This is a genomic window from Paenibacillus borealis, assembly GCF_000758665.1.
In the GTDB taxonomy this organism is placed as follows: domain Bacteria; phylum Bacillota; class Bacilli; order Paenibacillales; family Paenibacillaceae; genus Paenibacillus_AQ; species Paenibacillus_AQ borealis.
Window position 1 is genome coordinate 1,026,149 of the sequence record NZ_CP009285.1, and the last position, 25,656, is coordinate 1,051,804.

18 protein-coding genes and 13 tRNA genes are annotated in these 25,656 nt (G+C 53.3%); 23 read left to right on the top strand and 8 right to left on the bottom strand.

Annotated features, from left to right (window positions below):
- Positions 1-3 precede the first annotated feature (3 nt).
- From PBOR_RS04320 to PBOR_RS04385, 14 genes are all read left to right on the top strand, one after another.
- Positions 4-79: transfer RNA gene (locus tag PBOR_RS04320), tRNA-Asn, on the top strand.
- A 3-nt stretch (positions 80-82) separates the two neighbouring features.
- A tRNA-Ser gene (locus PBOR_RS04325) sits at positions 83-172 on the top strand.
- Positions 173-223: 51 nt separating this feature from the next.
- A tRNA-Glu gene (locus PBOR_RS04330) sits at positions 224-295 on the top strand.
- 5 nt (positions 296-300) lie between these two features.
- Positions 301-376: transfer RNA gene (locus PBOR_RS04335), tRNA-Val, on the top strand.
- 33 nt (positions 377-409) lie between these two features.
- Positions 410-486 (top strand) — tRNA-Met (locus tag PBOR_RS04340).
- A 4-nt stretch (positions 487-490) separates the two neighbouring features.
- A tRNA-Asp gene (locus tag PBOR_RS04345) sits at positions 491-568 on the top strand.
- A 112-nt stretch (positions 569-680) separates the two neighbouring features.
- Positions 681-755 (top strand) — tRNA-Gln (locus PBOR_RS04350).
- Positions 756-782: 27 nt separating this feature from the next.
- Positions 783-858 (top strand) — tRNA-Lys (locus PBOR_RS04355).
- A 16-nt stretch (positions 859-874) separates the two neighbouring features.
- Positions 875-958, top strand: a tRNA-Leu gene (locus tag PBOR_RS04360).
- A 7-nt stretch (positions 959-965) separates the two neighbouring features.
- Positions 966-1,040, top strand: a tRNA-Gly gene (locus tag PBOR_RS04365).
- A gap of 10 nt (positions 1,041-1,050) precedes the next feature.
- A tRNA-Arg gene (locus tag PBOR_RS04370) sits at positions 1,051-1,127 on the top strand.
- A 150-nt stretch (positions 1,128-1,277) separates the two neighbouring features.
- A tRNA-Pro gene (locus PBOR_RS04375) sits at positions 1,278-1,351 on the top strand.
- Between the two features lie 12 nt (positions 1,352-1,363).
- A tRNA-Gly gene (locus PBOR_RS04380) sits at positions 1,364-1,434 on the top strand.
- A 261-nt stretch (positions 1,435-1,695) separates the two neighbouring features.
- On the top strand, positions 1,696-2,646 hold the full coding sequence (locus tag PBOR_RS04385) for a helix-turn-helix transcriptional regulator (RefSeq protein WP_042210637.1): 951 nt from the start codon (positions 1,696-1,698) through the stop codon (positions 2,644-2,646).
- Positions 2,647-2,723: 77 nt separating this feature from the next.
- Here PBOR_RS04385 and katA read toward each other — a convergent pair whose 3' ends face one another.
- The 3 genes from katA to glgP all read right to left on the bottom strand — a co-directional run bounded on the left by katA (position 2,724) and on the right by glgP (position 7,017).
- Entirely contained in the window at positions 2,724-4,175 is a 1,452-nt protein-coding gene (gene katA, locus PBOR_RS04390; protein ID WP_042210639.1) for a catalase KatA, read from the bottom strand.
- A gap of 313 nt (positions 4,176-4,488) precedes the next feature.
- Positions 4,489-5,013 (bottom strand): discoidin domain-containing protein, encoded by a 525-nt coding sequence (locus PBOR_RS04395; protein WP_157763973.1) that lies wholly within the window; start codon positions 5,011-5,013, stop codon positions 4,489-4,491.
- A gap of 387 nt (positions 5,014-5,400) precedes the next feature.
- A complete protein-coding gene (gene glgP / locus PBOR_RS04400; RefSeq protein WP_042210643.1) occupies positions 5,401-7,017 on the bottom strand; it encodes an alpha-glucan family phosphorylase in 1,617 nt (538 codons plus the stop codon).
- 324 nt (positions 7,018-7,341) lie between these two features.
- Between glgP and rbsK the strand changes: the two genes are divergently transcribed.
- The 6 genes from rbsK (at position 7,342) to PBOR_RS04430 (ending at position 13,170) form a co-directional block, all read left to right on the top strand.
- On the top strand, positions 7,342-8,280 hold the full coding sequence (rbsK, locus tag PBOR_RS04405) for a ribokinase (RefSeq protein WP_081971903.1): 939 nt from the start codon (positions 7,342-7,344) through the stop codon (positions 8,278-8,280).
- A gap of 325 nt (positions 8,281-8,605) precedes the next feature.
- A complete protein-coding gene (gene aroD, locus PBOR_RS04410) occupies positions 8,606-9,370 on the top strand; it encodes a type I 3-dehydroquinate dehydratase (RefSeq protein ID WP_042210645.1) in 765 nt (254 codons plus the stop codon).
- A 370-nt stretch (positions 9,371-9,740) separates the two neighbouring features.
- A complete protein-coding gene (locus PBOR_RS04415) occupies positions 9,741-10,433 on the top strand; it encodes a response regulator transcription factor (protein WP_042210646.1) in 693 nt (230 codons plus the stop codon).
- The gene (locus tag PBOR_RS04420; protein WP_042210647.1) at positions 10,430-11,794 is read left to right on the top strand and encodes a sensor histidine kinase; all 1,365 of its coding nucleotides are present in this window, start codon (positions 10,430-10,432) and stop codon (positions 11,792-11,794) included. The genes PBOR_RS04415 and PBOR_RS04420 overlap by 4 nt, the downstream gene beginning before the upstream one ends.
- A complete protein-coding gene (locus PBOR_RS04425; RefSeq protein ID WP_052429326.1) occupies positions 11,791-12,408 on the top strand; it encodes a PepSY domain-containing protein in 618 nt (205 codons plus the stop codon). Before PBOR_RS04420 ends, PBOR_RS04425 begins: the two co-directional genes overlap by 4 nt.
- Before the next feature lie 192 nt (positions 12,409-12,600).
- On the top strand, positions 12,601-13,170 hold the full coding sequence (locus PBOR_RS04430) for a PepSY domain-containing protein (protein ID WP_042218902.1): 570 nt from the start codon (positions 12,601-12,603) through the stop codon (positions 13,168-13,170).
- A gap of 73 nt (positions 13,171-13,243) precedes the next feature.
- Here PBOR_RS04430 and PBOR_RS04435 read toward each other — a convergent pair whose 3' ends face one another.
- The gene (locus tag PBOR_RS04435) at positions 13,244-14,008 is read right to left on the bottom strand and encodes a MerR family transcriptional regulator (RefSeq protein ID WP_042210648.1); all 765 of its coding nucleotides are present in this window, start codon (positions 14,006-14,008) and stop codon (positions 13,244-13,246) included.
- A 314-nt stretch (positions 14,009-14,322) separates the two neighbouring features.
- Positions 14,323-15,075 carry a 3'-5' exonuclease gene (locus PBOR_RS04440; RefSeq protein WP_042210652.1) on the bottom strand — a complete coding sequence of 251 codons (753 nt, stop codon included), beginning with the start codon at positions 15,073-15,075 and terminating at the stop codon, positions 14,323-14,325.
- A gap of 187 nt (positions 15,076-15,262) precedes the next feature.
- Here PBOR_RS04440 and PBOR_RS04445 point away from each other — a divergent pair, with 187 nt between their 5' ends.
- The 3 genes from PBOR_RS04445 to PBOR_RS04455 all read left to right on the top strand — a co-directional run bounded on the left by PBOR_RS04445 (position 15,263) and on the right by PBOR_RS04455 (position 21,514).
- Positions 15,263-15,916 (top strand): hypothetical protein, encoded by a 654-nt coding sequence (locus tag PBOR_RS04445; RefSeq protein ID WP_042210655.1) that lies wholly within the window; start codon positions 15,263-15,265, stop codon positions 15,914-15,916.
- Between the two features lie 169 nt (positions 15,917-16,085).
- Positions 16,086-16,505, top strand: a complete 420-nt coding sequence (locus PBOR_RS04450; RefSeq protein WP_042210656.1) for a hypothetical protein — start codon at positions 16,086-16,088, stop codon at positions 16,503-16,505.
- Between the two features lie 26 nt (positions 16,506-16,531).
- On the top strand, positions 16,532-21,514 hold the full coding sequence (locus PBOR_RS04455; RefSeq protein WP_245648032.1) for a DUF4132 domain-containing protein: 4,983 nt from the start codon (positions 16,532-16,534) through the stop codon (positions 21,512-21,514).
- A 514-nt stretch (positions 21,515-22,028) separates the two neighbouring features.
- On the opposite strand, the gene PBOR_RS04460 is transcribed toward PBOR_RS04455, so the two are convergent.
- From PBOR_RS04460 to PBOR_RS04470, 3 genes are read right to left on the bottom strand one after another with little or no spacing between them, the layout of a single operon-like run.
- Complete coding sequence (locus PBOR_RS04460) at positions 22,029-23,597, bottom strand: ABC transporter substrate-binding protein (protein WP_052429327.1); 1,569 nt, start codon at positions 23,595-23,597, stop codon at positions 22,029-22,031.
- A 31-nt stretch (positions 23,598-23,628) separates the two neighbouring features.
- Positions 23,629-24,522, bottom strand: a complete 894-nt coding sequence (locus tag PBOR_RS04465) for a carbohydrate ABC transporter permease (protein ID WP_042210657.1) — start codon at positions 24,520-24,522, stop codon at positions 23,629-23,631.
- 17 nt (positions 24,523-24,539) lie between these two features.
- Entirely contained in the window at positions 24,540-25,529 is a 990-nt protein-coding gene (locus PBOR_RS04470; RefSeq protein WP_042210659.1) for an ABC transporter permease subunit, read from the bottom strand.
- Positions 25,530-25,656 lie beyond the last annotated feature (127 nt).

Here is a 25,656-nt window from a genome sequence, read left to right on the forward strand (position 1 = left end):
TTTTCCCTGATAGCTCAGTTGGTAGAGCACTCGACTGTTAATCGAGTTGTCACAGGTTCGAGTCCTGTTCGGGGAGCCATCTGGAGAGGTGTCCGAGTTTGGCCGAAGGAGCACGATTGGAAATCGTGTAGGCGCCACAAGCGTCTCGAGGGTTCGAATCCCTCTCTCTCCGTAGCAATACCTTCCCTGTAAAGGGATGTGAAGTAGAATTATTTAATAGCATGGCTCGTTGGTCAAGGGGTTAAGACACCTCCCTTTCACGGAGGTAACATGGGTTCGAATCCCATACGAGTCATATATGGAGGCTTAGCTCAGCTGGGAGAGCATCTGCCTTACAAGCAGAGGGTCGGGGGTTCGAACCCCTCAGCCTCCACCATCTATCTTTAACAGAATAGATCTTTACCATTGACGCGGGGTGGAGCAGCCCGGTAGCTCGTCGGGCTCATAACCCGAAGGCCGCAGGTTCAAATCCTGCCCCCGCAACCAATTTGGAACCGTGGTGTAGTTGGCCTAACATGCCTGCCTGTCACGCAGGAGATCGCGGGTTCGAATCCCGTCGGTTCCGCCATTTTTTAAAGAATTAAAGTATGAAAAGTATGAAGGTATCAGGGATTGAGCATCCTATATCTCGAAGTATAGAGTATCCACCCGATTCCGTAGTGTTTGCTAATTATTAATATTGGGGATTAGCCAAGCGGTAAGGCAACGGACTTTGACTCCGTCATTCATAGGTTCGATTCCTATATCCCCAGCCATCTCATTATTGATTGATTATCTTATGAGAGCCATTAGCTCAGTTGGTAGAGCACCTGACTTTTAATCAGGGTGTCGAAGGTTCGAGTCCTTCATGGCTCACCATTTTCTTATAAGGTGTGCGCGTGTGGCGGAATGGCAGACGCACCAGACTTAGGATCTGGCGTTTCACGACGTGGGGGTTCAAGTCCCTTCACGCGCACCATGTTTTTGCGGACGTGGCTCAGCGGTAGAGCATCGCCTTGCCAAGGCGAGGGTCGCGGGTTCGATTCCCGTCGTCCGCTCCATATAGATTTTGCGCCCTTAGCTCAGCTGGATAGAGCGTTTGACTACGAATCAAAAGGTCGGGAGTTCGAATCTCTCAGGGCGCGCCATTATTACTTCCTGAATACTCAAAGTGTCCTCAGATTCGAACGAGTTCGTTGGAGCATAAGCTTCGATAGTACAACTTCGCAATCGGATGCATAGCATCCGCATCTCTCAGGGCGCGCCATTATTATTTTGCATTATAGCCTTTATATTAACGGGATGTAGCTCAGCTTGGTAGAGCACCTGGTTTGGGACCAGGGGGTCGCATGTTCAAATCGTGTCATCCCGATATTTCACCTTTGCGGGTGTAGTTCAATGGTAGAACTTCAGCCTTCCAAGCTGATAGCGTGGGTTCGATTCCCATCACCCGCTTAAATGTTTGGTACAGAAACCCTTGAGGATCAAGGGTTTTTTGTTTGCGTATTTTTCAGGGACACGACAGCATCAGTCTGCCGTGTTTTTTTAGCGTGGAGTGAAAGGAGTACTCACTAGAAATGTTTAAGGGATGCTGGCCGCCGTTCTAAGCGCTCGTACTGCTGTATTTTTGCAGACAGCCATGTGTATATAGACCTGCTATTATTAGAACTATGGAATTACAGGCACTATTTACTTGGAAGTTGAGGAGCATTTATGATGACAGACAAAGTAATACGGATCTTCAAAATAATTAACGCCATCCAGTCCAACCCCGGAATTACGGCTGCGGATTTGGCATTCCGATGTGAGGTGAATATCAGGACGATCTATAGGGACCTCGATGTGATCAGTCATTTCGCCCCGGTTACGAATGAGGGGAGGGGGACCGGCTATAAATTTATGGGGAAGTTCTTCCTGTATCCGCTGGATTTCTCCGAGCAGGAGGCACTGGCCTTCTCTCTGCTTCCCTCTGTGCTTGAACCCGGCAAGATTCCCCCGGGTTTTCTATCCGCCTTTGACAAGGTTATGGGCACACAGCTGAAGGAGAAATCCAAGCAGAACGCAGTGCTGGAGAATATTGCGGATATTATTCAAATGGGCAAGCCTGCTTACCGCAAGGAGAGCCGGAATTTCCTGCAGCCGCTGATCGGGGCGATTATGGAACACCGGCGGATTCGTACAGTATATCACTCGCAATTGCGTAACGAGACAACGCAGCGGGAGATTGATCCTTATTATTTGATTCCGCGCGACCAGAGATTCTATCTCATAGGCTATTGCCACTTGAAGGGGGCGATTCGGACTTTTCGCATCAGCCGTTTTCAGCAGGTGGAGGTGACGGATTCAATCTTCGACAAAGGGAATTTCAATATAAAACAGTATCTGAAAAATACCTGGTCGATCGACCGCGGCAATAAGAATATCACGTTTAAGGTGCGGTTCCATCCGGAAGTAGCGCGGTATATCAAAGAAGAGGAATTGTTCGTACATCCGCGGATGAGCGATGAAGAAGACGGAAGTCTGCTGTTTGAAGTTACCGTCAATAACGAGAAGGAATTCATCAAGTGGATTCTGCAGTATGGTCCTAATGCCGAGATCCTAGAGCCGGTAGCGGCCAGACAGGGACTGAAGCAGCAGCTGGAGCAGTGGATGAATGTGTATCAGTAGGATGTATACATAATATTACGAAGAACCCCCTGACTTATAAGTCAGGGGGTTCTGTACGTTTAATGGCATAACTGGAGTTACTCCGGTACCACCAGTCCCAAGCCGTCCGCGATACGCCGGCCAAACTCAGGATCAGCTTTGTAGAAATGGCCAATCTGGCGAAGCTTGATCTCATCCGACTCGACTGGAGTCATGGCACCGACAATATTGCGTACGAGCCGGGCACGTTCCTCCTCACTCAGCAGACGGTACAGGTCGCCTGGCTGAGTGTAATGATCATTGTGATCGTAAGGGACGCTGTCCGCTTGGCCGGAGACTGCAAAAGCGGCCGGTTTATCCTGCGGAGACTCGGTTGCCCCGCCTAAGCTGTTAGGCTCGTAATACACGGAGCCTCCGCCGTTATTGGTGTGATTCAGCGCGCCGTCCCGCTGATTATTGTTCACCTCAGCAATGGGCCGGTTAATCGGCAGGTGGTTGTGATTTGCTCCTACCCGGTAACGGTGGGCATCGCCGTAGGCGAAGAGGCGGCCCTGGAGCATTTTATCAGGAGAGGCTTCTATACCTGGCACAAAGGATCCCGGAGAGAAGGTAGCCTGCTCCACTTCGGCGAAGTAGTTCTGCGGATTACGGTCAAGCACCATGCGGCCCACCTCGATCAGCGGGTAATCCTTCTGGGACCATACCTTGGTGACATCAAACGGGTCGAAACGGTAGGTGTCAGCATCCTCTACAGGCATAATCTGCACATGCAGTCTCCAGGCGGGGAAATCCCCTTTGTCGATCGCATTGAATAAATCTTCCGTATGATAATCCGGGTTGTCACCGGCAATCTGCGCAGCCAGATTAACATCGAGATTCTTGACGCCCTGCTCTGTTTTGAAATGATATTTCACCCATACTGCTGCACCTTCAGCATTAACCCACTTGAACGTATGACTGCCGAAGCCGTGCATATGACGGAGGGTAGCCGGTATGCCGCGGTCAGACATCAGAATCGTAACCTGGTGCAGGGATTCAGGGGAGAGCGACCAGAAATCCCATACGGCATTCGGGTTCTTCAGATGTGTCTGCGGATGGCGCTTCTGGGTATGGATAAAGTCCGGGAATTTAATTGCATCACGGATGAAAAAGACAGGTGTATTGTTGCCGACGAGGTCGTAGTTGCCTTCTTCCGTATAGAATTTCACGGCAAAGCCGCGCGGGTCCCGGACAGTATCAGAAGAACCCAGCTCCCCGGCTACGGTAGAGAAGCGGATGAACATTGGTGTGCGCTTACCGACTTCAGACAAGAAGGCAGCTTTCGTATATTGGGACAAATCCCGGGTGACTTCAAAATAACCATGGGCACCGGCGCCTTTGGCATGGACGACACGCTCAGGAACACGTTCCCGGTTAAAATGGGCTAATTTCTCCAGCAGGTGTACATCCTGCAGCAAAGTGGGTCCGCGGTCACCGGCTGTCATAGAATTCTGGTTGTCGCCTACCGGGGCACCCCAGCTAGTCGTTAATTTGTTATTGCGCTCACTCATGAATACAGTCACCTCGTAATAGGATTTGATTTTAGATTAAGTATAAGTTTTATAATAACAAAAAATTAAATAAAATCAATCCTTTTTTATAATCATTATAATTAACAATATGCGGAAGAAGGTAAAATCATGATAGGCTGGACTGCCTCTGATGCGGAATATATCTGGCATTATTGGATGGCTAAGGCGAGGGAAAGGGAGGTATGAAGCAGAAAAAGTATGGTGACAACGTCAAAAACCCTCTACGTAACGCGTAAGAGGGTCTCTGTTGCTCCTATCAGTCAGAGCTGAATAATGCGTATATGACTGTTAATTATTCGTACAGTTCCAGTTCGCCGACAGAGGTGGAATAAGCGCCGTTGTTGGCGGTAATAACCAGCCGGTAGCTGTCATAGCTGCCTGTAGAAGAGAGGTTGAAGTAGTATGAGGAACCCGGATAATAAAGGCCAGACTGGCTGCTCAGAACGACCCAGCTGCCGCCGTTACTGGAACCCTGAAGGGTCCAGGTCTTTGGCGCATTCGCCTGAGGCTGGGATGAGGTGGTGAGCCTATAGCTGCGGACTATTTTCGAAGTGCCAAAGCTGTATTGCAGATATCCTGAGCTGCCGCTGGAGGTGGAGTAATAGGTGCTGTAATCATGGTCAAAAGCTTTGTAGGCCTCATGGAATGCCCATTCGCTGCTGGCTGAGGCTGTACCCGCCGGACTTGTGTTGGAGGTCATCAACGGAACAAGATTGCCGGCAGCGCTGGCTCCGGTTAAGCTGATGGCTGAAGCAACAAGCAGAGTTCCCAGACCAATACCTACTTTTTTGAAGCTGCCCATTCGTTGCAATTGCATTTGCCCATCTCCCTTTAGTGGTTTTATCAGTTTCGCTTGTGCGTGTCCGGCCTGAATGTACTCCCGGGTTATTCGGCCATTCATCGCTGTTTATATTGTGCAAACGTTTGTAGCACTCTATCACTGTAACCCAAGTGAACTGAAAACATTGTCGGAATTGGACAAGCTGCAAAATAAATTAGTTGGAGAAACGGGTTTCACCAAAAGTAAGAAACTTATCCGAAAATCAGCTGGGTAGCAGGTTGAACGGGCATGATTAACGTTATTAAGAATAAAGTATATGAACAGAAAGCTGAGTTATAAATAGAAAATCCCGCCCGCTAAGCGGACAGGAGAAGAAGAACGGACATTTAGGAGAGGAGGAACAGGCAGAACTGCGGGCGCGAATCAGCCTTTGATATACATTCTGTTATAGTATTCATCCAGCATGCGTCTGGTGGCGAATTCGGTGCGGGTGGTCTCGATGCTGCGGTGCATCATCTGCACCCACTTCTCCTTGTTCTCATAGAAGGTCGGAAGAACACGGTTCAGGAGCGTATCGTATAGGGCATCGCTGTCGTGCTGGTCAAGCACCGCGAAGTCCGTAGTCTCGAAGCCGTCACCAATCTGCCAGCCGTTCTCGCCGTCAATGCAGGCTTCCGGCCACCAGCCGTCGAGGATGGAGCAGTTGAGGACGCCGTTCATGGCGGCCTTCATGCCGGAGGTTCCGCTGGCTTCCAGTGGTCTGCGCGGATTGTTCAGCCAGATATCGGAGCCGCGGGTCAGCTGTGCGCCGATGGTCATGTCGTAGTTCTCCAGGAAGACTACGCTTTTCGGATATTTTTTCATCATGGCTACGAGGTTGCTGACGATCTTTTTGCCGTTGTCATCGAGCGGATGCGCTTTGCCGGAGAAAACAATCTGAATGCGGCCGCTCTCCAGGTATGGCTCAATTACCTCAGGCTGGGAGAAGATCAGGTCACTGCGTTTGTAGGGAGCTGCGCGGCGGGAGAAGCCGATGAGCAGGTTGTCGGCATTCAGGGCAATCCCGGAGCGTTCCTCGATGAAGCCGATCAGCTCCTGCTTGAGCTCCTTGTGTGTGGCCCACAGGTCGCCGCCTTCCTCAAAAGCACGGGTTATCCGTTCATCTACCCAGGTAGGCGTGTGAATCGCATTGGTAATGCCGATGATCTCGGATCGGCCGGCGACCTCTTTCCACATTTTATTGGCGGTGTCGGCATGAAGCTGGGCAACGGCATTCGAAATGCGCGACAGGCGCAGTCCGGCTACTGTCATGTTGAAAGGTTCTCCGCCGATCCGCTCCATCTGCGCGCGGGTTAAGCCATTAAATGCGCCCATGTATTCCAGACGGTCGAGCGGATGGGTCTCATTGCCTTCCTTGATCGGTGTATGTGTAGTGAACACAACCTCTTCCCGTGTAGCTTTCCAGGCTTCCTCAAAGGTGCTGCCGCCGGACATCTTCTCACGGATCAGCTCAATCGCTGCAAGCGCGGCATGCCCTTCATTGAAGTGATAGACATCAACCGGAATGCCCAGGGCACGCATAGCTTTGACGCCGCCGATCCCGAGGACAATCTCCTGGGCAATGCGTTCTTCCCCGAACCAGCCGTACAGCTGGCCTGTGATCCAGGCATCACTGTTCTCGGGAATGTCCGTATCCAGCAGATAAAGCGGGCTGTTGCCGAAATGCTCTGTTTTCCATACTTTGCAGACGACATCGGTTTTTCTGACTTTTACCGTAACCTTGACGCCTGTATCTTCCAGGAACTCATACACATAATTATGGTAGGAGTCGTACGGATTGCCGTTTGCATCAATTTTCTGGTCCGTGTAGCCTTGTTTCCATTTGAGTCCGATGGGGATGATGGGAGCGCCTATATCCTTGGCACCTTTGATGTAATCCCCGGCCAGAATGCCGAGGCCACCGGCGTACATTTTGAAGTCAGAGTGCAGCCCGTACTCCATGCTGAAATAAGCTACTGACGGTAGTTGGTTCTCGTTCACTTGATAAGCCTCCTAAATATGATTTAGATTATTATTGGCAAAACTGCAGGCTTTATCTAAGATGCAAACGTTTGCTCAAAAGAATGTGTTAGGCTCTGGAAGCGATTGCACACCTATTCTAGCATATTTGTCTTTAAAAAGCACAGCGAAGTTTTGATGACAAAATAGCCGCCAAAATATCAATTCATAAAAATTTGATTAACCCGGCTGCAGGCCATAAGATAAGAGGATAACAACCAGTAACGCCGGTGCCGTCCCTTCCATGGAGAAGGTAGCCTTAATGGCGAAGATACAATGGAAATAAACCAAGTGGTGGTGTAGAGGTTGAGTATAGTCGTAATTGGAAGTCTGAATATGGATATGGTAGTACGCACGAAACGGGCCCCGGAAGCGGGTGAGACTCTGTTTGGTCAGGAGTTTGCATTGTCCCCGGGCGGTAAAGGTGCCAATCAGGCAGTTGCTGCAGCCAGACTTGGCGCTGAGGTAACAATGATCGGCAGAGTAGGCAAAGACTCTTTCGGCAGCGGACTGCTGGAGGTTATGAAACAGGAGCAGGTTCACACCGGATATATCTCGCAGAGTGAGTCGCAGTCTACAGGAGTCGCCTCTATTGTGTTGGATGAGGAGGGGGAGAACCGGATTATTGTGGTGCCCGGAGCAAATGTTGAGATGAAGCCGGCCGATATCGAAGCGCTTGAATCTGTTATCCGCCAAGCCGGAATTGTCGTTATGCAGCTGGAGACGGATCTGAACATGGTTGAAGCAGCGGCTGCCATTGCGTCCCGCCATGGAATTCCGGTCATCCTCAATCCGGCTCCGGCTCAGCCGCTCGGAGATGAATTGCTCCACCAGGTGACTTATTTGACTCCGAATGAAACAGAAGCCGGCATTCTGGCCGGTATTCCGGTAGAGAGTGTGGATGATGCGGAGCGTGCGGCACGGATTTTGCTGCAAAAAGGAGTTCAGCACATTATCGTAACACTGGGCTCCAAAGGGGCGCTGATTGTGAATGCTTCCGGCAGCCTGCATGTTCCCGGTTTCCCGGTACAAGCTGTAGATACAGTGGCGGCCGGCGACTCCTTCAACGGGGCGCTGGCCTGGCAGCTTACCCGCGGGAAGACGCTTGATGAAGCCGTCAGATTCGCGAATGCCGTTGGCGCGCTTGCTGTCGGCAAAGCGGGAGCGATTCCCTCACTGCCAAGGCTGCAAGAGGTGAAGCAGTTCCTGCAGGAAGCTGCTGAGGCGGAGCCTGGTGCACAGTAGATTTAGCGCAAGGATCGTGTAAACGGTCCTTTGAGATCCGTAAGTTCACTCTGTATGGGCAAAAATGTTGCAGATATTGCAACTTGAATCCATAAATACCGTGGTGTCCGGGCGGATTGTTGTATGAAATACAAGAATTGTTTCTTTATTCTGCATGGTAAGGAGAGAATATTGCCTTTTATACAACAATTCCGGATTCTGGTTAAAATATTGCGGGGATTGTTGTATTTTATGCAGGATTGTTTAACCAGATACGGTATGCCGAGGATAAGTGAGCCGGGCGGTTAATTCACAGGCTAAACCTGATACATAAGGAGCTGAAACGATGAGCGGTACAGTAACCGTTAAGAATGTAACCCTCGGGGAGGGGATACCCAAAATCTGCGTTCCGCTGGTCGGAACAACGTTATCCGAGCTCCGGGAAGAGGCGGAGGCCCTTAAGGCTCTGGCTCCGGATGTGGTGGAGTGGCGGAGCGATTTCTTCAGCCAGGTGGAGGATATCGCAGCGGTAACGGGGGTCCTGGAGGAAATCCAGCAGATTCTGCCGGAGATTCCGCTGATCTTCACGTTCCGCAGCGCCAAAGAGGGCGGGGAGAAGGAAGTCTCTACAGAATATTACTTCCGGCTCAACAAAGCCGCTGTAGAGAGCGGATACGTTGATATTGTGGATGTGGAGTTGTTTAATGAAGAACAGGATGTACGGGGGCTGATTGCCACAGCACATGACAATGCGGTATTCGTGATTATATCGAATCATGATTTCCAGGGTACACCGTCACAGGATGAGATCGTATCCAGGCTGCGCAGAGCGCAGGAGCTAGGCGGAGATCTGCCGAAGATTGCCGTGATGCCGCAGAGTGCGGGAGATGTGCTGACCCTGCTGGCTGCGACAAACATGATGCAGGAGCAATATGCGGACCGTCCGATCATTACGATGTCGATGTCCGGAGAGGGCGTAATCAGCCGGCTTGCCGGTGAAATCTTCGGCTCAGCGCTGACCTTCGGGGCGGCGCATAAGCCTTCGGCTCCGGGGCAGGTAGCGGTTGCCGAGCTGCGCAGTGTGCTAGAGCTGCTGCACCGCAGCTTATAACTTCTGCTGCAGTTGCCTGTTCATACGGAGCAGAAGAGAATGGGGTGTTCCTGAGCCGCTTAAACGGCCTGGAGCACTTTTTTTCGTTGCATCCGCGGGAAATGGGCAAAATGAGGGGACGAGAGGAACATTGGATTAGACGTTAGGCGGACATGTGGAGGAAAAGGTGATCAGTGGCCCTTAGTTAAGGAGATATATAGTTCACACTATTAAGAACAAGCTGGAGACTTAAGGGGAGCGAGGGGAGCGAGGAGACGGGGGCTAGACGGCAGAGTTTGAATCTGCGCCTGCCTATGCCCTACAATGGAGGCAGCCGGATTAAGAATGAGCATGCAGACTCCTGCATGCAGGCAGAAAGGGCGGAATGCCAATGACAGAGTCTATCCTGGTTGTTGAGGATGAGGTGAGAATTGCCCGTCTGCTGCAGATTGAGCTTGAATGCGAAGGTTATCGTGTATCTATTGCGGGCAGCGGCCATCAGGGACTTGAGCTGTATCAGGAGCAGCAGCCGGATCTGCTGCTGCTGGATGTGATGCTGCCAGGGTTCAGCGGAATAGAGCTGCTGCGGCGTATCCGGGCCGGCGATGCCGATACTCCTGTTCTGCTGCTTACCGCTAAAAGCTCGGTGGAGGACAAGGTATCTGGACTGGATTTAGGGGCAAATGATTATATTACCAAGCCTTTTCAAATAGAGGAGCTGCTGGCGCGTGTCCGCGCTGCGCTGCGGCTGGCATCAGGCCGTAAGAAAGTGGAAACAGACTCCTGGCTGAGAGCGGATGATCTTGAGCTGAACGAGGCTACACGTGAGGTAATGCGGGCGGGCAGAACAATTGAGCTGACGCCGCGGGAGTTCGATCTGCTGGTGTTCCTGCTGAAGAATAAACGCCAGGTGCTGAACAGGGAGCAGATTATGACAGCGGTCTGGGGATACGATTATTACGGGGATACGAATGTCGTGGATGTCTATATCCGTTATGTCCGCAAAAAGCTTACGCAGGATAACCAGGAAGAACTGATCCATACGGTGCGCGGCATCGGTTATGTGCTGAAGGACTCCCTATGAAGCTGCGGAGCAAAATCTATCTGTACTCCAGTGTGCTGTTTGCTGTACTTCTTGTCATCATGAACCTGTTCATCTATCTAATGTTCAGCCGGTTGTCGACAGATAGCCAGCTGGATCAGGCGGCTGCCGAGACAGCAAGAATCGCCGCCGATATGAGAAGGGCAGGAAGCGGGGCAGCAGTACCGGAGCTGCTCCGGGCGTATGTGCCGATCGAAGGGATGCTCCGGCTGCTTGCACCGGACGGCAGCGGTCCGGCGCCTGTCACTTCAGCCTCCGAACAGGAGATCAGCCGGCTGAAGCCGGTCTATCATACAGAGAAACGGACTGAAATTATACAGGCGGGCGGACATTCATATGCATTCGTGAGCATTCCAGTCATCTGGACGGACGGGAACGTCATGAATGTCCAGATAACCAAAAGTCTGGAGAGTACCATGAGTACGCTGCGGGTGCTGCGGATTGTACTTGCCGGAGCCACGCTCATCGCGCTGCTGCCGCTGCTGCTCTCCAGCCGGTTGCTGTCGGGGCTGATTATGCGCCCTATCGTGCAAATGACGGTTACCATGAGGGAGATCAAAAACAGCGGGAAGTTCCGCAGGCTTACGCTGAAGGAGAGCTCCAGGGATGAGCTGGTGGAGATGGGGCATACGTTCAACGAGATGATTGCCCTCCTGGAGAGCAACCATGTGAAGCAGGAGAAATTCGTCTCGGATGCTTCACATGAACTGCGCACACCGCTGACGGTAATTGAGAGCTATGCCAGCCTGCTGAAGCGCAGAGGGATGGACCATCCTGAATTGTTCCATGAATCGGTCGAAGCCATTCATTCCGAAGCCGTCCGGATGAAGGAGCTGACCGAGCAGCTGCTCCTGCTGGCGAAGCATCATGAGCATTGGGATCTTGATATGAAGAGGATTGATCTGGAAGAGCTGGCCCGGGCTTCGGCCAAGGCTTTCCATAATGCGTACGGGAGAGAGGTGACTGTCCAGTCCAAGGGGAAGGTTGAAGGCTACAGCGATGAAGCGAAGCTGAGGCAGCTGCTGTTCATCTTCCTGGACAATGCCCGCAAATACAGTGATGAAGCGATAACTGTCAGCCTTGAAGCTTCCGGGCAGGAGCGGGTTATAGTCATTACGGACCGGGGGATCGGGATTCCTCCGGAGGAGCTGCCTAAGATTTTTGACCGTTTCTACAGAGTGGATGAGGCAAGAAGCCGCGAGGGCGGAGGTGCAGGCCTGGGGCTGTCGCTTGCGGCAGAGATTGCGGGTGCGATTGGAGCCAAGCTGTCCATGAATAGCGCTATTGGTCTGGGAACCTCGGTGATGATCCGGATTGCCGCTGAGAGCGGGGGAAGACAATGAACCAGAAACGGGTAAATACGAAACGAGTGAATAAGAGCCTCATATACAAGGCAGTCATCATTACGGTTGCCCTACTCCTGCTGGTATTTGCTGCACTGCGGATATCCGGTAATCAATCCGTACAGCTGCTGTCCAGGGAACAGGCGGAACAGGCTGTTCTGAAGGAATATGCCGGTAATGTAGAGAGTCTGAAGCTGCAGTCCGGAAAATATGTGGCGGAGCTGGAGACCGCTCAGGGATTGTATGAGCTGAAGCTGGATGGAGCCACAGGTGAGATCCTCTCCATAGTCTTGCTGAAGCGCACAGCAGAGCCATCAGTTCCGCCTACCCCCTCAGCCTCTCAAGCCCCTGCGGGCGGAACAACGGACACACCGTCACCAGCTCCATCCCCGTCAGCACAGCGCGTGGTCTCAGAGGACGAAGCGGTCAGGCTGGCATTGCAGGAAGTAGCAGGGAAGCTGGACGATGTGGATACCGGTATTAATGAGTCAGGCGCATTCTACCTGGTGGAGATTAATACATCAGACGGGCGTGAAGCTGTAGTCCAGGTGAACGCCATCTCAGGCAGCATTATGTCAGTAACGTGGGAAGAACCGGATGTCGATAACTCCTGAGCCTTTTTCTAAGTCAAGGATTTATGTGTTTTGGGGCCCCCGCAAAGTATCTGAGTAAACATCGAAGCTATAGCTCCACTTTGTGGGGATATTTTTCTCATCAAATTCTAATGTTCCTCCCGCTGTTCTCTCATGTTGGGCCGTTATAGTTACTACATGAGCAGCACAGATTGAACTTAGGAGGCGGCAAAGATGAAGAAAAAATTATGGAGCAGTATAGCGGCAGCAGCATTGATACTGGGGGGTGCCTACGGCATCGGCGAGGTTAAGGGCGGTACTGCGGCAGCAGCCGCATCGGTCCAGAGTCAGAGCAAAACGCTGATTGGTGTAAGCAAGGCCGAAGAGATTGCCTTGAAGGCGGCACCGGGACAGATAGAGAGCATTGATCTGGAAAAGAAACTCAGCGGTACGTATTACGATGTCGAGATCCGGCAGACCAAGCAGGAGATGGATGTCCGGGTAGATGCTTACACAGGTAAAGTGATAAGCGTGCGCAAAGAAACAGACGATGACGATGATGATAACTACACAGTTGCTGCTACAGCACCAAGCGGAACGCTGATCACAGCGGCCAAAGCGGCCGAGGTAGCGGCAGCTTCAGTAAAGGGAACCGTAGCTGAAATTGATTTTGACCGGGACAATGGCGGAGCCGTATATGAGGTAGAGATCAGTAACGGACGGGTCTCGACGGAAGTGGGAGTCGATGCGTATACAGCCAAGATTGTGTACACCGATGTAGACTCCGACGACGATGATGATTGAGCCATACAGCATTATAAAAGAGAGGCAGCTGTGCAATCCGGCTGCCTCTCTTTTTTAGAAGGGGAACATCACACTACTGCTTCGCGCCTGTATACACATGCACAGCATCCCGCAGGAACCCGGCCAGTCCGGGCCGGCGTTTGTCGTAATAGGCGGTGAAGCGTTCATCATCGACATACATCTGCGCTACCCCAGCGTGAGCTTCCTTGGTGTAGGTATCCCAGTAGAAGCTAAGCCACTGGCGGTGCAGGTCAGCAGCCTGCTGCGCAAGCTCACCCGCCGAATCCCCGTCCTCCATCGCCTGCTCCAGCGAAGCGAACATATCTGCTTCGAGCTGCTGAATGGCGGCATACTGCTCCTCGGTCATGCTCTTCAGCTTGCGGTTCGACTTCTCTACGGCATCTTCGCCGTAATTCTCCCGGATCTCCTGCCCGTATTGCTGCTCGTTATCGTCAATCAGCTTCTGCTTAAAGCCTGCGAATTTCTCATCATTGCTCATTATAATTCTCCCTTCTGTGTGTGCAAGTGTCTGCTCGACGTTCGCGATCAGCAGGTCCAGCTGCTGTCTCCGCTGAAGCAGCTTGTCATGGTGCTCGCGCAATGCGCGGGCTCCATCGAAGGAAGGTGATGTGACAATGTCCCTGATCCCTTCGAGGCTTAAGCCCAGCTCCCGGTAAAAGAGAATCTGCTGCAGCCGGTCCACCTCGGCCTGGCCGTAGATGCGGTATCCCGAGGAATTGATTCTGGCCGGCTTCAGAATCCCGAATTCATCGTAATACCGCAATGTCCGCGTGCTGATTCCCGCGAGCGCTCCCAGCTTCTGAACAGTGTACTCCATGGACTATCATCCTCCAACTCTGTCTTGGCGTATACAGCATGGACGTGCTCTAGCGTCCCCGCCGTGTAAGCTGATGCTTACAAAAACCACTCTACACCTTCACGTAACGGCAATGTCAAATCCTAATTTCAGGATAACCAGAGGGCTGGCCGGATAACCGGACTGTAGCTCAGGGCAGCAAACAGCGGCAGTCCCCTGATGAATGTCTAAGGGGAAGCTGCCGCTGTCATGTGCAGGATAAGGCTTGGAAGATGAGCATTTATATATTTTGGAGTTATCCTCGAATCTAAAGCCGCACTTTGTGGAGGGACTGTCTATTTCTTGCCGAGCTGGGCGGCGAAATACGCCTGCAGTTCCGCGAGCTTCCGGGGATCGGCCAGTGCATCTTCAGCAGGGAAGTAATGCTCGGCTACAAGCTCCCAGGTGGGAACGATCTTCTGGGAGGTCATGGCTTTGATGGCGATCTTGACTGTCTTGCGTTCCCTGGCATTGGAGAAAGTATCGACGTAGTGCTGGGACCGCGCGAAATCCAGCTCGCTGAAGACCGCGCGGAAAATTTCGGCCGTCATCTTGGCATCATCCAGCGCCCGGTGGGCGGAGCCGGAAGGCTCAAGGCCGAACAGGGCCATGGCGCCTTCGACGCTGATGTCGTTGCTGAGGCCGCGGGCGCGGAGTACACCTTTGAGCAGATCGAAGTAGGTCGCCTCCATCCAGTAGGCGTCATCGATTTTGTGCATCCGCACGTCCTGGATAATCCGCTTCATATCCTCGCCGCCCCAGGTCAGCAGCAGTACGCCGTCCGTGCTCTGATCCAGCCAGGCTCTGAAGGCGGAGATCACCTTCGGGAAGCGGTCAGCGACATCAATTTCCTCCTGGGGGATGCCGGTTTTTTTCTTGATGAATGAATTCAGGGTGGAGAAGTATATAGGTTTAATTAAGGCTGAGAACTCGCCCTTATATTGCAATGAAGCGTCTAGACGGACAGCTCCGATCTCAATGACCTCCATAGGGTGCTCGCTGGCAAATTTGCGGCCGTTGAATTCGATGTCCAGAATAATATAATCCACAGGTAATGCCTCCGTTTCAGTGACTGGCGCTGGATTGCCGAAATGCGCCGACACTTCTATTTTAACAAAAAAAGTGCTTGCGTGGGGAATTCGGCGGTGAAATGGCAGATTGATGCAGGAACGCCGGCAATTCGGTGTCGAATAGCTCAGTATCAGGGAATGCCGGAGAAAAAGGGAGCGGATGTACATGAATAAACAAATATACTGGATCGGCGGTTCAGCCTGTGCCGGGAAAAGCACACTGGCGGGGCGCTTCGCGGAGAAATATAATATGGCGCTCTACGCATGCGATGAACATTACGAGGATCACCTGCAGAGAATTACAGGGAGGGCGCAGTCTGCAATGTACCGGGTCTCGCAGATGACGATGAATGAAGTGTTCTTCACCAGGGATGTGGCGGAACAGCTGGATACCTATATCTGGTGTTTGCGGGAGGACTTCAGTTATGTGCTGAGCGATCTGGCGGGTTCGGGGGACGGGCCGGTTGTTGTGGAGGGGAATCAGCTGTTGCCTGCGCTGGTGGCGCCTCTTCTGAAGCCCATGGATAAGGCAATCTGGGTGGTCCCGGCGGAACCGTTCCAGCGGGAGCAGTACAGCAAGCGGGAGTGGATTCACGGAATCCTGCAGGCGACAGAGAATCCGGAGCTTTCATTCAATAATTGGATGAAGAGAGACGCGCTGTTCGCTGAAAGGATCAGGAGTGAGGCAGGGAAGCGGAAGCGGAAGGTGCTGGAGGCAGATGGCAGCCGGACGCTGGAGCAGAATTTCGCAGAACTAGAGCGCTGGTTTGGATTGGGGGCGGCGGATGGCGGGGAGGAAGCGGCTGATGCGGCTGAGTAGCCAAATGAACCTAATAAATGAAGCCATGAATGAAGTCTGAATGGAAGTCCGCTGCGAATTTCATCGTGTGAAATCTAGCCGAAGCGCGGCAGGAGTGCCGGAATTGGGTATTAATCTAAGATGGTCTGTTTTCCGGTAAAGCTTGTCTGTAGAAACAGGGGGGATAGATGTGCGGCTGTATGTTACTGTCAAAAGCCTGGGCAAACGCAAACCGGTGCTTGCCCGGCAGGAATTATTACTGCAAGGGACTCCTGCTACGCTGCAGGAGCTGATTACTGAGATCGTAGCCCTTCAGGTGCAGGGGCTTGCGGACAAGCAGGGACGGGGAGAAATCATTCCTTATCTTACAGGCAGTGAGATCCATGAGCAGGGGGAGAACGGTAAAGTAGGCTTTGGGACCGTTTATAACAGTGAGCTGCCCGATACGGGTGAAGCGGTTGCTGCTGCACTGCTTGCTTTTGAGGACGGATTATATAAGGTGTTCCTGGAGGAGCAGGAATGTGCCCTGCTTGAGGAGCCGCTGCAGATTCAAGAGGGGGATGAGCTGGTATTCATCCGGTTCACTATGCTGGCCGGAAGACTATGGTAGAACAAGAGGCAGAGGAGGAATAAGGTATGACGGCAATGAAGGCAGAGGATCTGGAAGCACAGTGGTATGCGGAGATGGAGAAGAAGGCCAAAGGGCTGGATGAGGAAACATCGGGTCTTGCCTCTATCGTTATTGGACTCAGCCGTTTGAATTATTATGGCGGCCAGGAGGAGGAGAGCAAGGCGTGCATGGAACGGCTCAGGGAGCTGGCCGGAGGGGGCACAGATAACGGATTCTATGAACCGCTGCTGACGGCAGTCAGGAAGCTGTTCCGCCCTTATACCGCAGAAGTGATGACTTACATAGTGGAGCATTGTACGGAATATCCGTATAGCAGGGGATACGTGCGCAGACCGTACCGTACCCGTAATCTTGAGCTGCACAGTGCACAAATTCTGAGCAAACTGAGCTCCCTGATCTTCATGGAGAGGCAGGGGTTCGTCCTTGGAGATTATCTGCGCCAGAAGGATAACGAGGCTGATTATAACGTTAGTTACCGCTTCAGGCTGGTCTTAAGCGATGTCATTGCCTATGAACTGGACCGTGAGGACAGCAGTGAGATGCTGGACGACCTTAAGGAAATGGTCTACGGCGATAATCAGGCAGCGGTGCTGAGCTACGAGGTGATCAAGGGCGTATTCATGAGTCACCGGAAGGAGGCAGTGGTGATGCTGGGCGAGCTGCTGCTGGCTGCCAAGCTGCAGGAGGGACTGCGCCAATCGCTGGTAGAGCGGATGGATGAAGGTACGCTGGACAATAATCTGTACCTGCTGAAGCTGATCCTGGACAATGATTTCATCCGCTACAGCTCTGTCGTGCGCGCGCTGGGCGTGTGGACGGGCATGGGGCTGGAAGCCCAGAATCAGCGTGTGGCTAAGAGCCTGATTGAAGGCGCATTTCTGGTTCTGCAGGATGAAGCGGTGCGGGCAGCGTGGCTGGAGGAGGCGAACGCCCATCATGTCTACCTGAGCCTGTGGGCAACTGCAGTGCATGAGGAAGAGGAGCTCTATGGACGGATTGGGGTTCTGATGGCCGGAGGGCAGCTCTATCAGAAGATTGTGGCCCAGTATGTGCTGTCGAACAGCCAGAACAGCGAGCTCCGGCTGGAGAGCGCCCGGCAATCTCTGGAGGAGCAGGACCTGGAGCTGCAATACTGGGTTCTAAGCAACTATAGCTACGGATACAGCAGGCTGTGGAGACCGGACAAGAACGGGCCCAAGCTGGAGCTGCAGCGTTCACCGCAGCTGGAGGAGAAGGCGGCACGAGAGCGGGATTTCACTGCCCTCAAAGCGATGTTCCTGCGCACTCCCCATCGTGAATTAACCGGGGAATCCAAAGTACTGGATTTCGTCCAGGTGAACTACACCCCGGAGCTTCCGGTGCGCAAAATGCTGTACCTGACCGCATATGATATGGACAGCGCCTGGATTGCCGAGCTGATTGCACTCAAGGATGAGTTCTCGCCGGATCTGCGCGGCGAGCTGCTGGCCAGCTTCATTAGCGATCCGCTGAATCCGGTGCAGCGTGAATTCGTGTTCGCCAGTCTCGGCGATAAAAGCATGAAGAACCGTGAGCTGGCCCTGGAGCAGGCCAAGGAATGGACGCTGGATGCTGGGGAGCTGGTGCAGGCTGAGGCGCTGCTGAAGCTGAAGACCGGATCACTGCGCCAGAACGTGACCCGGCTGTTGCTCAGCCAGCCGGATTCTGCACTTGAAGGCAGCATCGAGCGGCTGCTGCAGGAGAAGAACAGCCTCCAGCGCCTGGCCGCGCTGGAGATGGTGACGGTGCTCTTCGAGGATGAGCAGCGCAGCAGTCTCTATGAGGCGGTGCGTCCACAGGTGGAGGCGATTGCTGAGCCTGCGGCGAAGGAGCGGGAGCTGATCGCGAAGCTGGGCCGCAGGAATGAATATACGGCGGCGAGCGGGTTCGGGCTGTTCAACCCGGGGGAGACTGAAGCATGGCTGACCGGGGGACCGCAGCCCGGCGGATTCAGCTGGGATAAGGTGTTCTCCCTGCCGCTGGAGGAGATTAAGACCTTCCTGCAGGGGCTGGATGAGCAGATTCATGCGCAGCGGGACACGGAATACGTCAGCGAATATTATTCCGGCCAGAAGGAAACGCTGCTGGTCGGTGCGGTGCTGCGCACACTGAAATGGACAATGGCTAAGGACAGGGACAAATCGGCTTCTCAACTGGAGGAGTATCCGCTCCATGAGCTTTGGTCCGCCTACCTCCAGCAGAGCGGCTGGAATCCAAAGATGCTGCTGGAGTTGAACTTCTACATCCAGCTGGATGATCTGGATGGAACGATGGAGAGCTATTACCGGTACTACAGAGGTTCTATGGATTATAGGGAGCTGAAAAAGCATAAGCTGCTGGAGGGCTGGAGACTGGAATTTACCAGGGAGGTATATCCGCTGCAGACCATCAGGGATGTAGCAGAGCTGTTTGAAGGGCTGCGGTACGGCAATCAGGTGAAGACTCTGACCGGGGCCTTCTATGCAGACAGTGACAAACAGGATAACTTCAGCCTGGCCACCGGGGCGCTGAATGCGCTGATGGCCGCGATGCCGGAGGATAAGCTGGAGAGTGAACCGGCGCTGCTGAATGTGCTGGCCCAGCCATGGCTTAGAATGCTGCGGGACCGGGCGGACGGGCCGGAGGATTTCAAGGAGCTGTTCAGATCCTTCTATGTCTTCGACCGGATGAATCCGGAGGATGCCGGCACCAGGCTGGAGCTGTATGACTATCTGAAGGCTTACGAAGCGGGATTAATCGGCGAAGGTGAACTGTACAAGGAGCTGCTTGCCGGCCATGACAACCGCCATCACATGCGCACCCTAACCGGCCGGAATGTGGAATGGATTGATGACAGCGAGCGGGTTGCCGGAATCCGCACCGTATTGATTGACCGTCTGCTGGAAATCGAGCTGGCCCGCGGGGAGCTGCCGACCGAGGTGACCCCGCTGGTAATGGGGCTGCAGCGGATCGAAGGAATGGAGTATTTCATCCGTATTCTGGCAGGTCTCGACAAGGAGACTTTCATCCGGGGGTATGTATACGGCTACGGCGACAGTATTACGAAGAAGGAATCGTTCAGCCATCTGCTTAAGATCAGCCATCCCCGGGAGGGTGAAGACTCTGCGCTCCTGCGGACGCTGCTGAAGGATTCCGGTATCACGGAGAAGCGGCTGCTGGAGGCTGCCATGTATGCGCCGCAGTGGATTGAGATTATCTCCGGCTATCTGGATTGGGAAGGCATCCGCAGTGCCGCCTGGTATTTCCATGCCCATATCAACGAGAGTTTCTCGGCGGAGAAGGAGACGGTGGTGGCACACTACTCGCCGGTCACCCCGCAGGACTTCAATGACGGCGCCTTTGATATGAACTGGTTCCAGTCGGCATATCAGACGCTTGGACAGAAGCGGTTCGATCTGCTCTATGACTGTGCGAAGTATATCTCCGCGGGCGCGAACCACCGGCGTTCCCAGCTGTTCGCCGACGCTACGCTCGGCAAGCTGAAGCTGGAAGAGATGAAGCAGTCGGTTCTGCAGAAGCGTAACAAGGACCATCTGCTCAGCTATAGCCTGATTCCGCTCCGCAAGGAGCGGGAGCAGGATATACGGGAGCGCTACGAGCTGATTCAGCACTTCCTCGCGGAGAGCAAGAAATTCGGCGCGCAGCGGCGGGCGAGTGAGGGGCTGGCGGCACGGATTGCCCTCGGCAATCTGGCCCGCAATGCCGGATATGCCGATGTTACCCGGCTGATGTGGGATATTGAAGCCCGCAAGCTGGATGAGCTGAAGCCATACTTCGAGCCGCACGGGCTGGATACCGACACCTTCGCCCAACTGGTCATTGATGAGCAGGGCCAGAGCGAGCTGGTCATAACCAGCAAAGGCAAAGTGCTGAAATCGGTACCAGCCCGCTTGAAGAAGGATGCCTATATCGAGGCGCTGAAGGAAACGCGGAGCGAGCTGACCGCCCAGTTCCGCCGGGCGCGCCTGGAGTTGGAGCGCTCTATGGAATCGGGCAGCAGCTTCACGCTACAGGAGATAACCGGGCTCAGCCGGAATCCCGTTCTGGCGCCGCTGCTGCGCGGTCTGGTCCTGAAGAGCGGCAGCGCGCTCGGCTACTTCGCGGCCAGTCCGCCTGCGCTGGACACTCCTTCCGGAGCGCAAGCTGCTCTTACGGATAAGGATGAGCTGTATATCGCTCATCCGCTTGATCTGTACAACAGCGGCCAGTGGAGCCTGTACCAGAAGGATCTGTTCGACCGGCAGCTCGTCCAGCCGTTCAAGCAGATCTTCCGGGAGCTGTATCTGCCGAATGCGGATGAACTGGCGAATGGCGGCGTATCCCGCCGCTATGCGGGCCATCAGGTGCAGCCGCGCAAGACGGTCGCGCTGCTGAGAGAGCGGCAGTGGACGGTCAGCTATGAAGAAGGGCTGCAGAAGGTATTCTATGGCGAGAACCTGATTGCACGGCTCTACGCCATGGCGGACTGGTTCTCACCGGCAGATACGGAAGCGCCGACGCTGGAGACGGTCGAGTTCTTCGACCGGACTACGTATAAGAACGTCATGCTGGATGCGGTGCCGCCCCGCCTGTTCTCCGAGGTGATGCGCGATGTGGATCTGGTAGTCAGCGTAGCGCATGTGGGAGGCGTTGATCCGGAGGCCAGCCTGACGACTATAGAGATGCGCCGGGTGATCGTCAGTGAGTCCCTGCGTCTGCTGAAGATCGGCAACGTCCGTGTGGACGGCAGCTATGCCCGGATTACCGGGACGCTGGGCGAATATGCAGTGCATCTGGGCAGCGGAATGAGCTATAAGCAGGCCAGCGGGGCGCTGTATATTATCCCGGTGCATTCCCAGCACCGCGGCCGGCTGTTCCTGCCGTTCCTGGACGAAGATCCGCGCACGGCGGAGATTCTCTCCAAGGTCGTGCTGCTGGCTGAGGATACGAAGATTAAAGACCCGGAGATTCTGGCGCAGCTGAAAGCTTAAGCAGTAAGCCATAGGCCACGGAAATCCTGCAGAAATATGCAAAAAGCACCGGCGCTGAAACAGGGCGCCGGTGCTTTTTATTGTATAAGAAATTAAACAATGCCAGAAACGTGGATAACTCCGAAGAATCGGATTAAGAAGCGGCTAAAGAAGCCGGGAGCAGCATCGGCAAGGGTTGGGCCTCGGCTGAGACTGTTGCAGTGCCATTGGCAGTGCCGGGAAATAGTTGGATATTATCCACTTGCTTATGAACGGAGGCACCCTTGCCCGGCAACAGTTGGATAATCAGCACTTATTAGGCTGCAAATTGATCAGAGTAGGGGAAATGCATGAAATTAAATGACGTTTCTCCAACTAATACCTCAGACTCCATCAAAACATCCCAATTAAGATACGTTTATCCAATTGAAAATTCTGGGTAGATGCTCCCTGTGACCACCATTTATTAACTGCTAATTTTAATGGGAAAGTAACAGGGAACGGTGTCAGCCCCCGGCAGAAGGCCTATCGCAGCTTACTGTTTGTTTTTCAGAAACTCGGTCCACTGGGCAGTGATCTCAGCCTCTACCTTCTCGATGCCCGAGGCTTTGAGCTTGGCGATATAGTCAGGAAGCACTTTGTCCGGATCAACCGCTCCGGTCTCCAGGGCAGCTTCAAACTCATTTTTGACGGCGTTGATGTTGGCGGCCTCTGCCTTGATCTTATCCTCGCTGTACTGGAAGCCGTTGCTGGCAGGCACGATTGCATTGTTGTTCAGCTCGATGGTCTTCTCCCAGGTGTCTGCGGCCTGGCCCGGCTTCAGATAAGCATTGAACTGGTTCCCGAACACCCAGTCGCCGTTAGGCGCATAGCCGGAATTCTCAATCGGAGCGATGTTCTGCTCGTCGACCTTGGTGTAATGCGTGCCTTCGATACCGTTACAGATCAGGTTATAGAGATATTTGTCGGTGTTGAGCAGATTGATGAGCATGAGTGCGCGTTCAGGATTCTTGGAGTTCTTGTTGATGACCTGAATGGCGCTGGCAATCCCGGTGAAATAGCTGTCAGAGATCGGAGCATATACGACATCATTGCCGCCGTTAATTGCTTTCTCGCCGATCTCTCCGCCCGGCTTCGAGGTGAATTCAATCGCTACAGCCACATTGCCTTTGCTCTTAAGATCATTGATATTCTGCAGCACCGGCGCATCCTGGTTGATGTAGCCGGCCTTGTACCAGGCGTTCATCGTCTGGAAATATTCTTTCTTGTTCTCCAGCTGTGTGATTTTGGAGATGAACTTCATCTCCGGATCGTCTTTCTTATAGAATACGGAAGAGCCGTCGGCTCCGACTTCAGTGCGGTCAATGTAGATGCCGTTGGAATTCTGGGCGAGACCGAGGGGAATGATTCCTTTTTCATTCTCCTTAAGTGTCTTGAGGAACGGCTCGATGTCTTTATAAGATTGAATAGAAGCGATATCAAGATTGTATTTATCGGCAAAACGTTTCTGGATCACCAGACTCTTCTGCTTGGCTGCGATCTGATAGACCGGGAAACCGTAGACTTTGCCGTCGGCTGCTTTCATGTCCGGCCAGAATTTATCGGGGATATTGGCGCGGGCTTCAGGTGCATAGCTGCTGATCATTTCATCTGTAATTTCCAGATAAGCGCCCCGGTCAATATAAGGCTGATAGTTGCCGAGCCAGCCCTTGGAGCTGAAGGCAATATCGAAGTCTTCCTGGGCGGCCAGCATGGCATTCAGCTTCGGCTCATATTCGTCAAAGGTCAGCGGTTTGAGCTCGACGGTGGCGTTGATTTTGTCCTTGATGTATTTATTAATCTCATCGTTCACCAGCTGCTGGTCTTTGCCCGGATCAGCGGCTACCGGATAGATGAAGGTCAGCTTAACCTCAGGAAGCTCGGTGGCGGCAGGTGTGGGAGCGGGATCGGTGCCGTTTGTGGCGACCGGTTCGGTTGTGGCATTGCCTGCGGAGGCTGCGCCGTTATTTCCATTATTATTGCTATTGCCGCAAGCCGCGAGAACCGACAGACAGAGCAGGAGTACACACAGCAGCACAGCGGTGGATTTCGTGTGTTTGATCATTCATGAACCCTCCATTATTATAGAATGTCAGCTATTCTTTCAGGGAGCCTACCGTAATGCCTTTGACAAAGTACTTCTGGAAAAAAGGGAAGATCAGCAGCATCGGACCGCTGGCCACAATGGCCATCGCCATCCGTACCGATAAGGTCGGGAAGCTCGCATACTTCAGCTTATCCGAGACCTCCGCCATCGGCGAGTTGGCCAGGAAATCGGCCTGGGACAGGATGCGCACGAGCAATAGCTGCAATGGGATGAACTTGTCATTATCGATGAAGAGCAGCGCATTGAACCATTCATTCCAGTAGCCGAAGGAAATCAGCAGTCCCAGCGTCGCCAGGGCGGGCGTGGACAACGGGAGGATAATCTGGAAGAAAATCCGGAACTCCCGGGCGCCGTCAACCTTCGCCGACTCGATAATTTCCTTGGAGATTTTGTCCAGGAAGCCTTTCATAATCATAATGTTGAAGGGGCTTAGCAGGCCCGGGATGATCAGCGCAGCCAGTGTATTCTTCAGGTGCAGATACTGCGTCATCAGGATATAGAACGGAATCAGTCCGCCGTTGAATAGCATAGTGAAGAAGACGAAGAAGGTCAGCTGGCGGTTGTAGCGGAAATCTCTGCGGCTGAGCGGATAAGCCATCATGGCCGTCAGCAGAAGCGAGAGCAAGGTGCCGATTACAGTAATCAGTATCGTTACCCCGTAACCGCGCAGCAGGGTAGTGGGCTTCTCAAACACAATCCGGTAAGCCTCGAAGCTCCACGCCTTGGGCAGAAGGTTATATCCGAACTGGCTAAGCGCATCCTCCGATGTCAGCGAGATGGAGATGACCAGCAGGAACGGAAGAGCGATCATCAGGCAGACAATAATGAAAAATACATTGATACCGAAGTTGGACGGTGCGGATTTGGCTGTGTTCATGTTCATGTGTGTGCTCCTCCTGTTCAGAAAAGTGCGCTGTCATCGTCGATTTTGCGGACGACATAGTTGGCGGTGACGACAGTGATCAGCCCGACTACCGATTGCAGGAAGCCGACGGCTGCCGCAGAGTTGATATCGCCCAGCTTGGTCAGTGCCCGGTAGACGTACGTATCAATAATGTCAGTGGTCGGGAAGTTCGGCCCTACGTTGTTCGGCAAGAAATAGTGCAGGCCGAAATCACCGCGGATAATATTACCGAGTCCCAGGATGAACAAAATAATGATCAGCGGCCTGATCAGGGGCAGCGTAATTCTGCGCATCATCTGTACACGGGTCGCCCCGTCCAGCGTGGCAGCTTCATAGTAATCCGGGTTAATGCCGGTCATGCCCGCATAATAGATCAGGGTAGAGAAGCCGATGCCTTTCCAGAGCGAGACCAGCGGGAGAATGAAGATCCAGGGCGTAGTCTCCAGATACCAGTTATGCGGGTCGATGCCCACATAGCCGAGCAGCGTATTGAGATATCCGTTCTGGAAGTCGAAGAAAGCGTTACCAATATAACCGACGATAACCATCGAGATGAAAAAAGGCAGGAACATCGTCGTCTGGTAGACCTTGACCAGCCGGCCTGACAGCTCATTCAGCAGCAGTGCGAGCAGCAGTGCGGAGACCGTCCCCAGGATAATATAAGAAAAGTTGTACAGCAGCGTATTGCGGATAATGCGGAAGGCGTCCTGCGCCTTGAAGAGGAATTCGAAATTCTGCAATCCAACCCATCTGCTTCCGAAGATCCCCTCGTCATATCTGAAGAACTTGAATGCCAGAATCAGACCCACCATCGGAAAGTACGCGATTACCAGCTTGAATAGTATTCCGGGCAAGGCGAGCAGCAGCAGTTCGCGGTTCTTGCGCAGATGCCTGAATTCGCTTATCACCCATCGTAGAACAGCGGGCTGCCTGCGGCCTGTGTTCCCCGGAAGTGTGTGCAGTTCGGCCGGCTCAGGCTTTCCCATCTTCATCTCCTCCTCCGTTCTGTTATGCACTCATCATGCCATGGAGCGGAGGAAGGGGGATACAATGTCATGTTCGAAAAGCTGTGCAGCGGGAGTATACAATATGAGAATTCCTGTCTATTCTTGG

Excerpts from the sequence above, each read along its gene's own strand:
- PBOR_RS04430 (WP_042218902.1), top strand. The coding sequence starts at position 12,601 with ATGAAGAAAAAATTATGGAGCAGTATAGCGGCAGCAGCATTGATACTG.
- PBOR_RS04420 (WP_042210647.1), top strand. The coding sequence starts at position 10,430 with ATGAAGCTGCGGAGCAAAATCTATCTGTACTCCAGTGTGCTGTTTGCT.
- PBOR_RS04455 (WP_245648032.1), top strand. The coding sequence starts at position 16,532 with ATGACGGCAATGAAGGCAGAGGATCTGGAAGCACAGTGGTATGCGGAG.
- PBOR_RS04465 (WP_042210657.1), bottom strand. The coding sequence starts at position 24,522 with ATGAACATGAACACAGCCAAATCCGCACCGTCCAACTTCGGTATCAAT.
- katA (WP_042210639.1), bottom strand. The coding sequence starts at position 4,175 with ATGAGTGAGCGCAATAACAAATTAACGACTAGCTGGGGTGCCCCGGTA.
- PBOR_RS04415 (WP_042210646.1), top strand. The coding sequence starts at position 9,741 with ATGACAGAGTCTATCCTGGTTGTTGAGGATGAGGTGAGAATTGCCCGT.
- PBOR_RS04460 (WP_052429327.1), bottom strand. The coding sequence starts at position 23,597 with ATGATCAAACACACGAAATCCACCGCTGTGCTGCTGTGTGTACTCCTG.
- PBOR_RS04385 (WP_042210637.1), top strand. The coding sequence starts at position 1,696 with ATGACAGACAAAGTAATACGGATCTTCAAAATAATTAACGCCATCCAG.
- PBOR_RS04445 (WP_042210655.1), top strand. The coding sequence starts at position 15,263 with ATGAATAAACAAATATACTGGATCGGCGGTTCAGCCTGTGCCGGGAAA.
- PBOR_RS04425 (WP_052429326.1), top strand. The coding sequence starts at position 11,791 with ATGAACCAGAAACGGGTAAATACGAAACGAGTGAATAAGAGCCTCATA.
- aroD (WP_042210645.1), top strand. The coding sequence starts at position 8,606 with ATGAGCGGTACAGTAACCGTTAAGAATGTAACCCTCGGGGAGGGGATA.
- PBOR_RS04435 (WP_042210648.1), bottom strand. The coding sequence starts at position 14,008 with ATGGAGTACACTGTTCAGAAGCTGGGAGCGCTCGCGGGAATCAGCACG.
- PBOR_RS04470 (WP_042210659.1), bottom strand. The coding sequence starts at position 25,529 with ATGGGAAAGCCTGAGCCGGCCGAACTGCACACACTTCCGGGGAACACA.
- PBOR_RS04395 (WP_157763973.1), bottom strand. The coding sequence starts at position 5,013 with ATGCAATTGCAACGAATGGGCAGCTTCAAAAAAGTAGGTATTGGTCTG.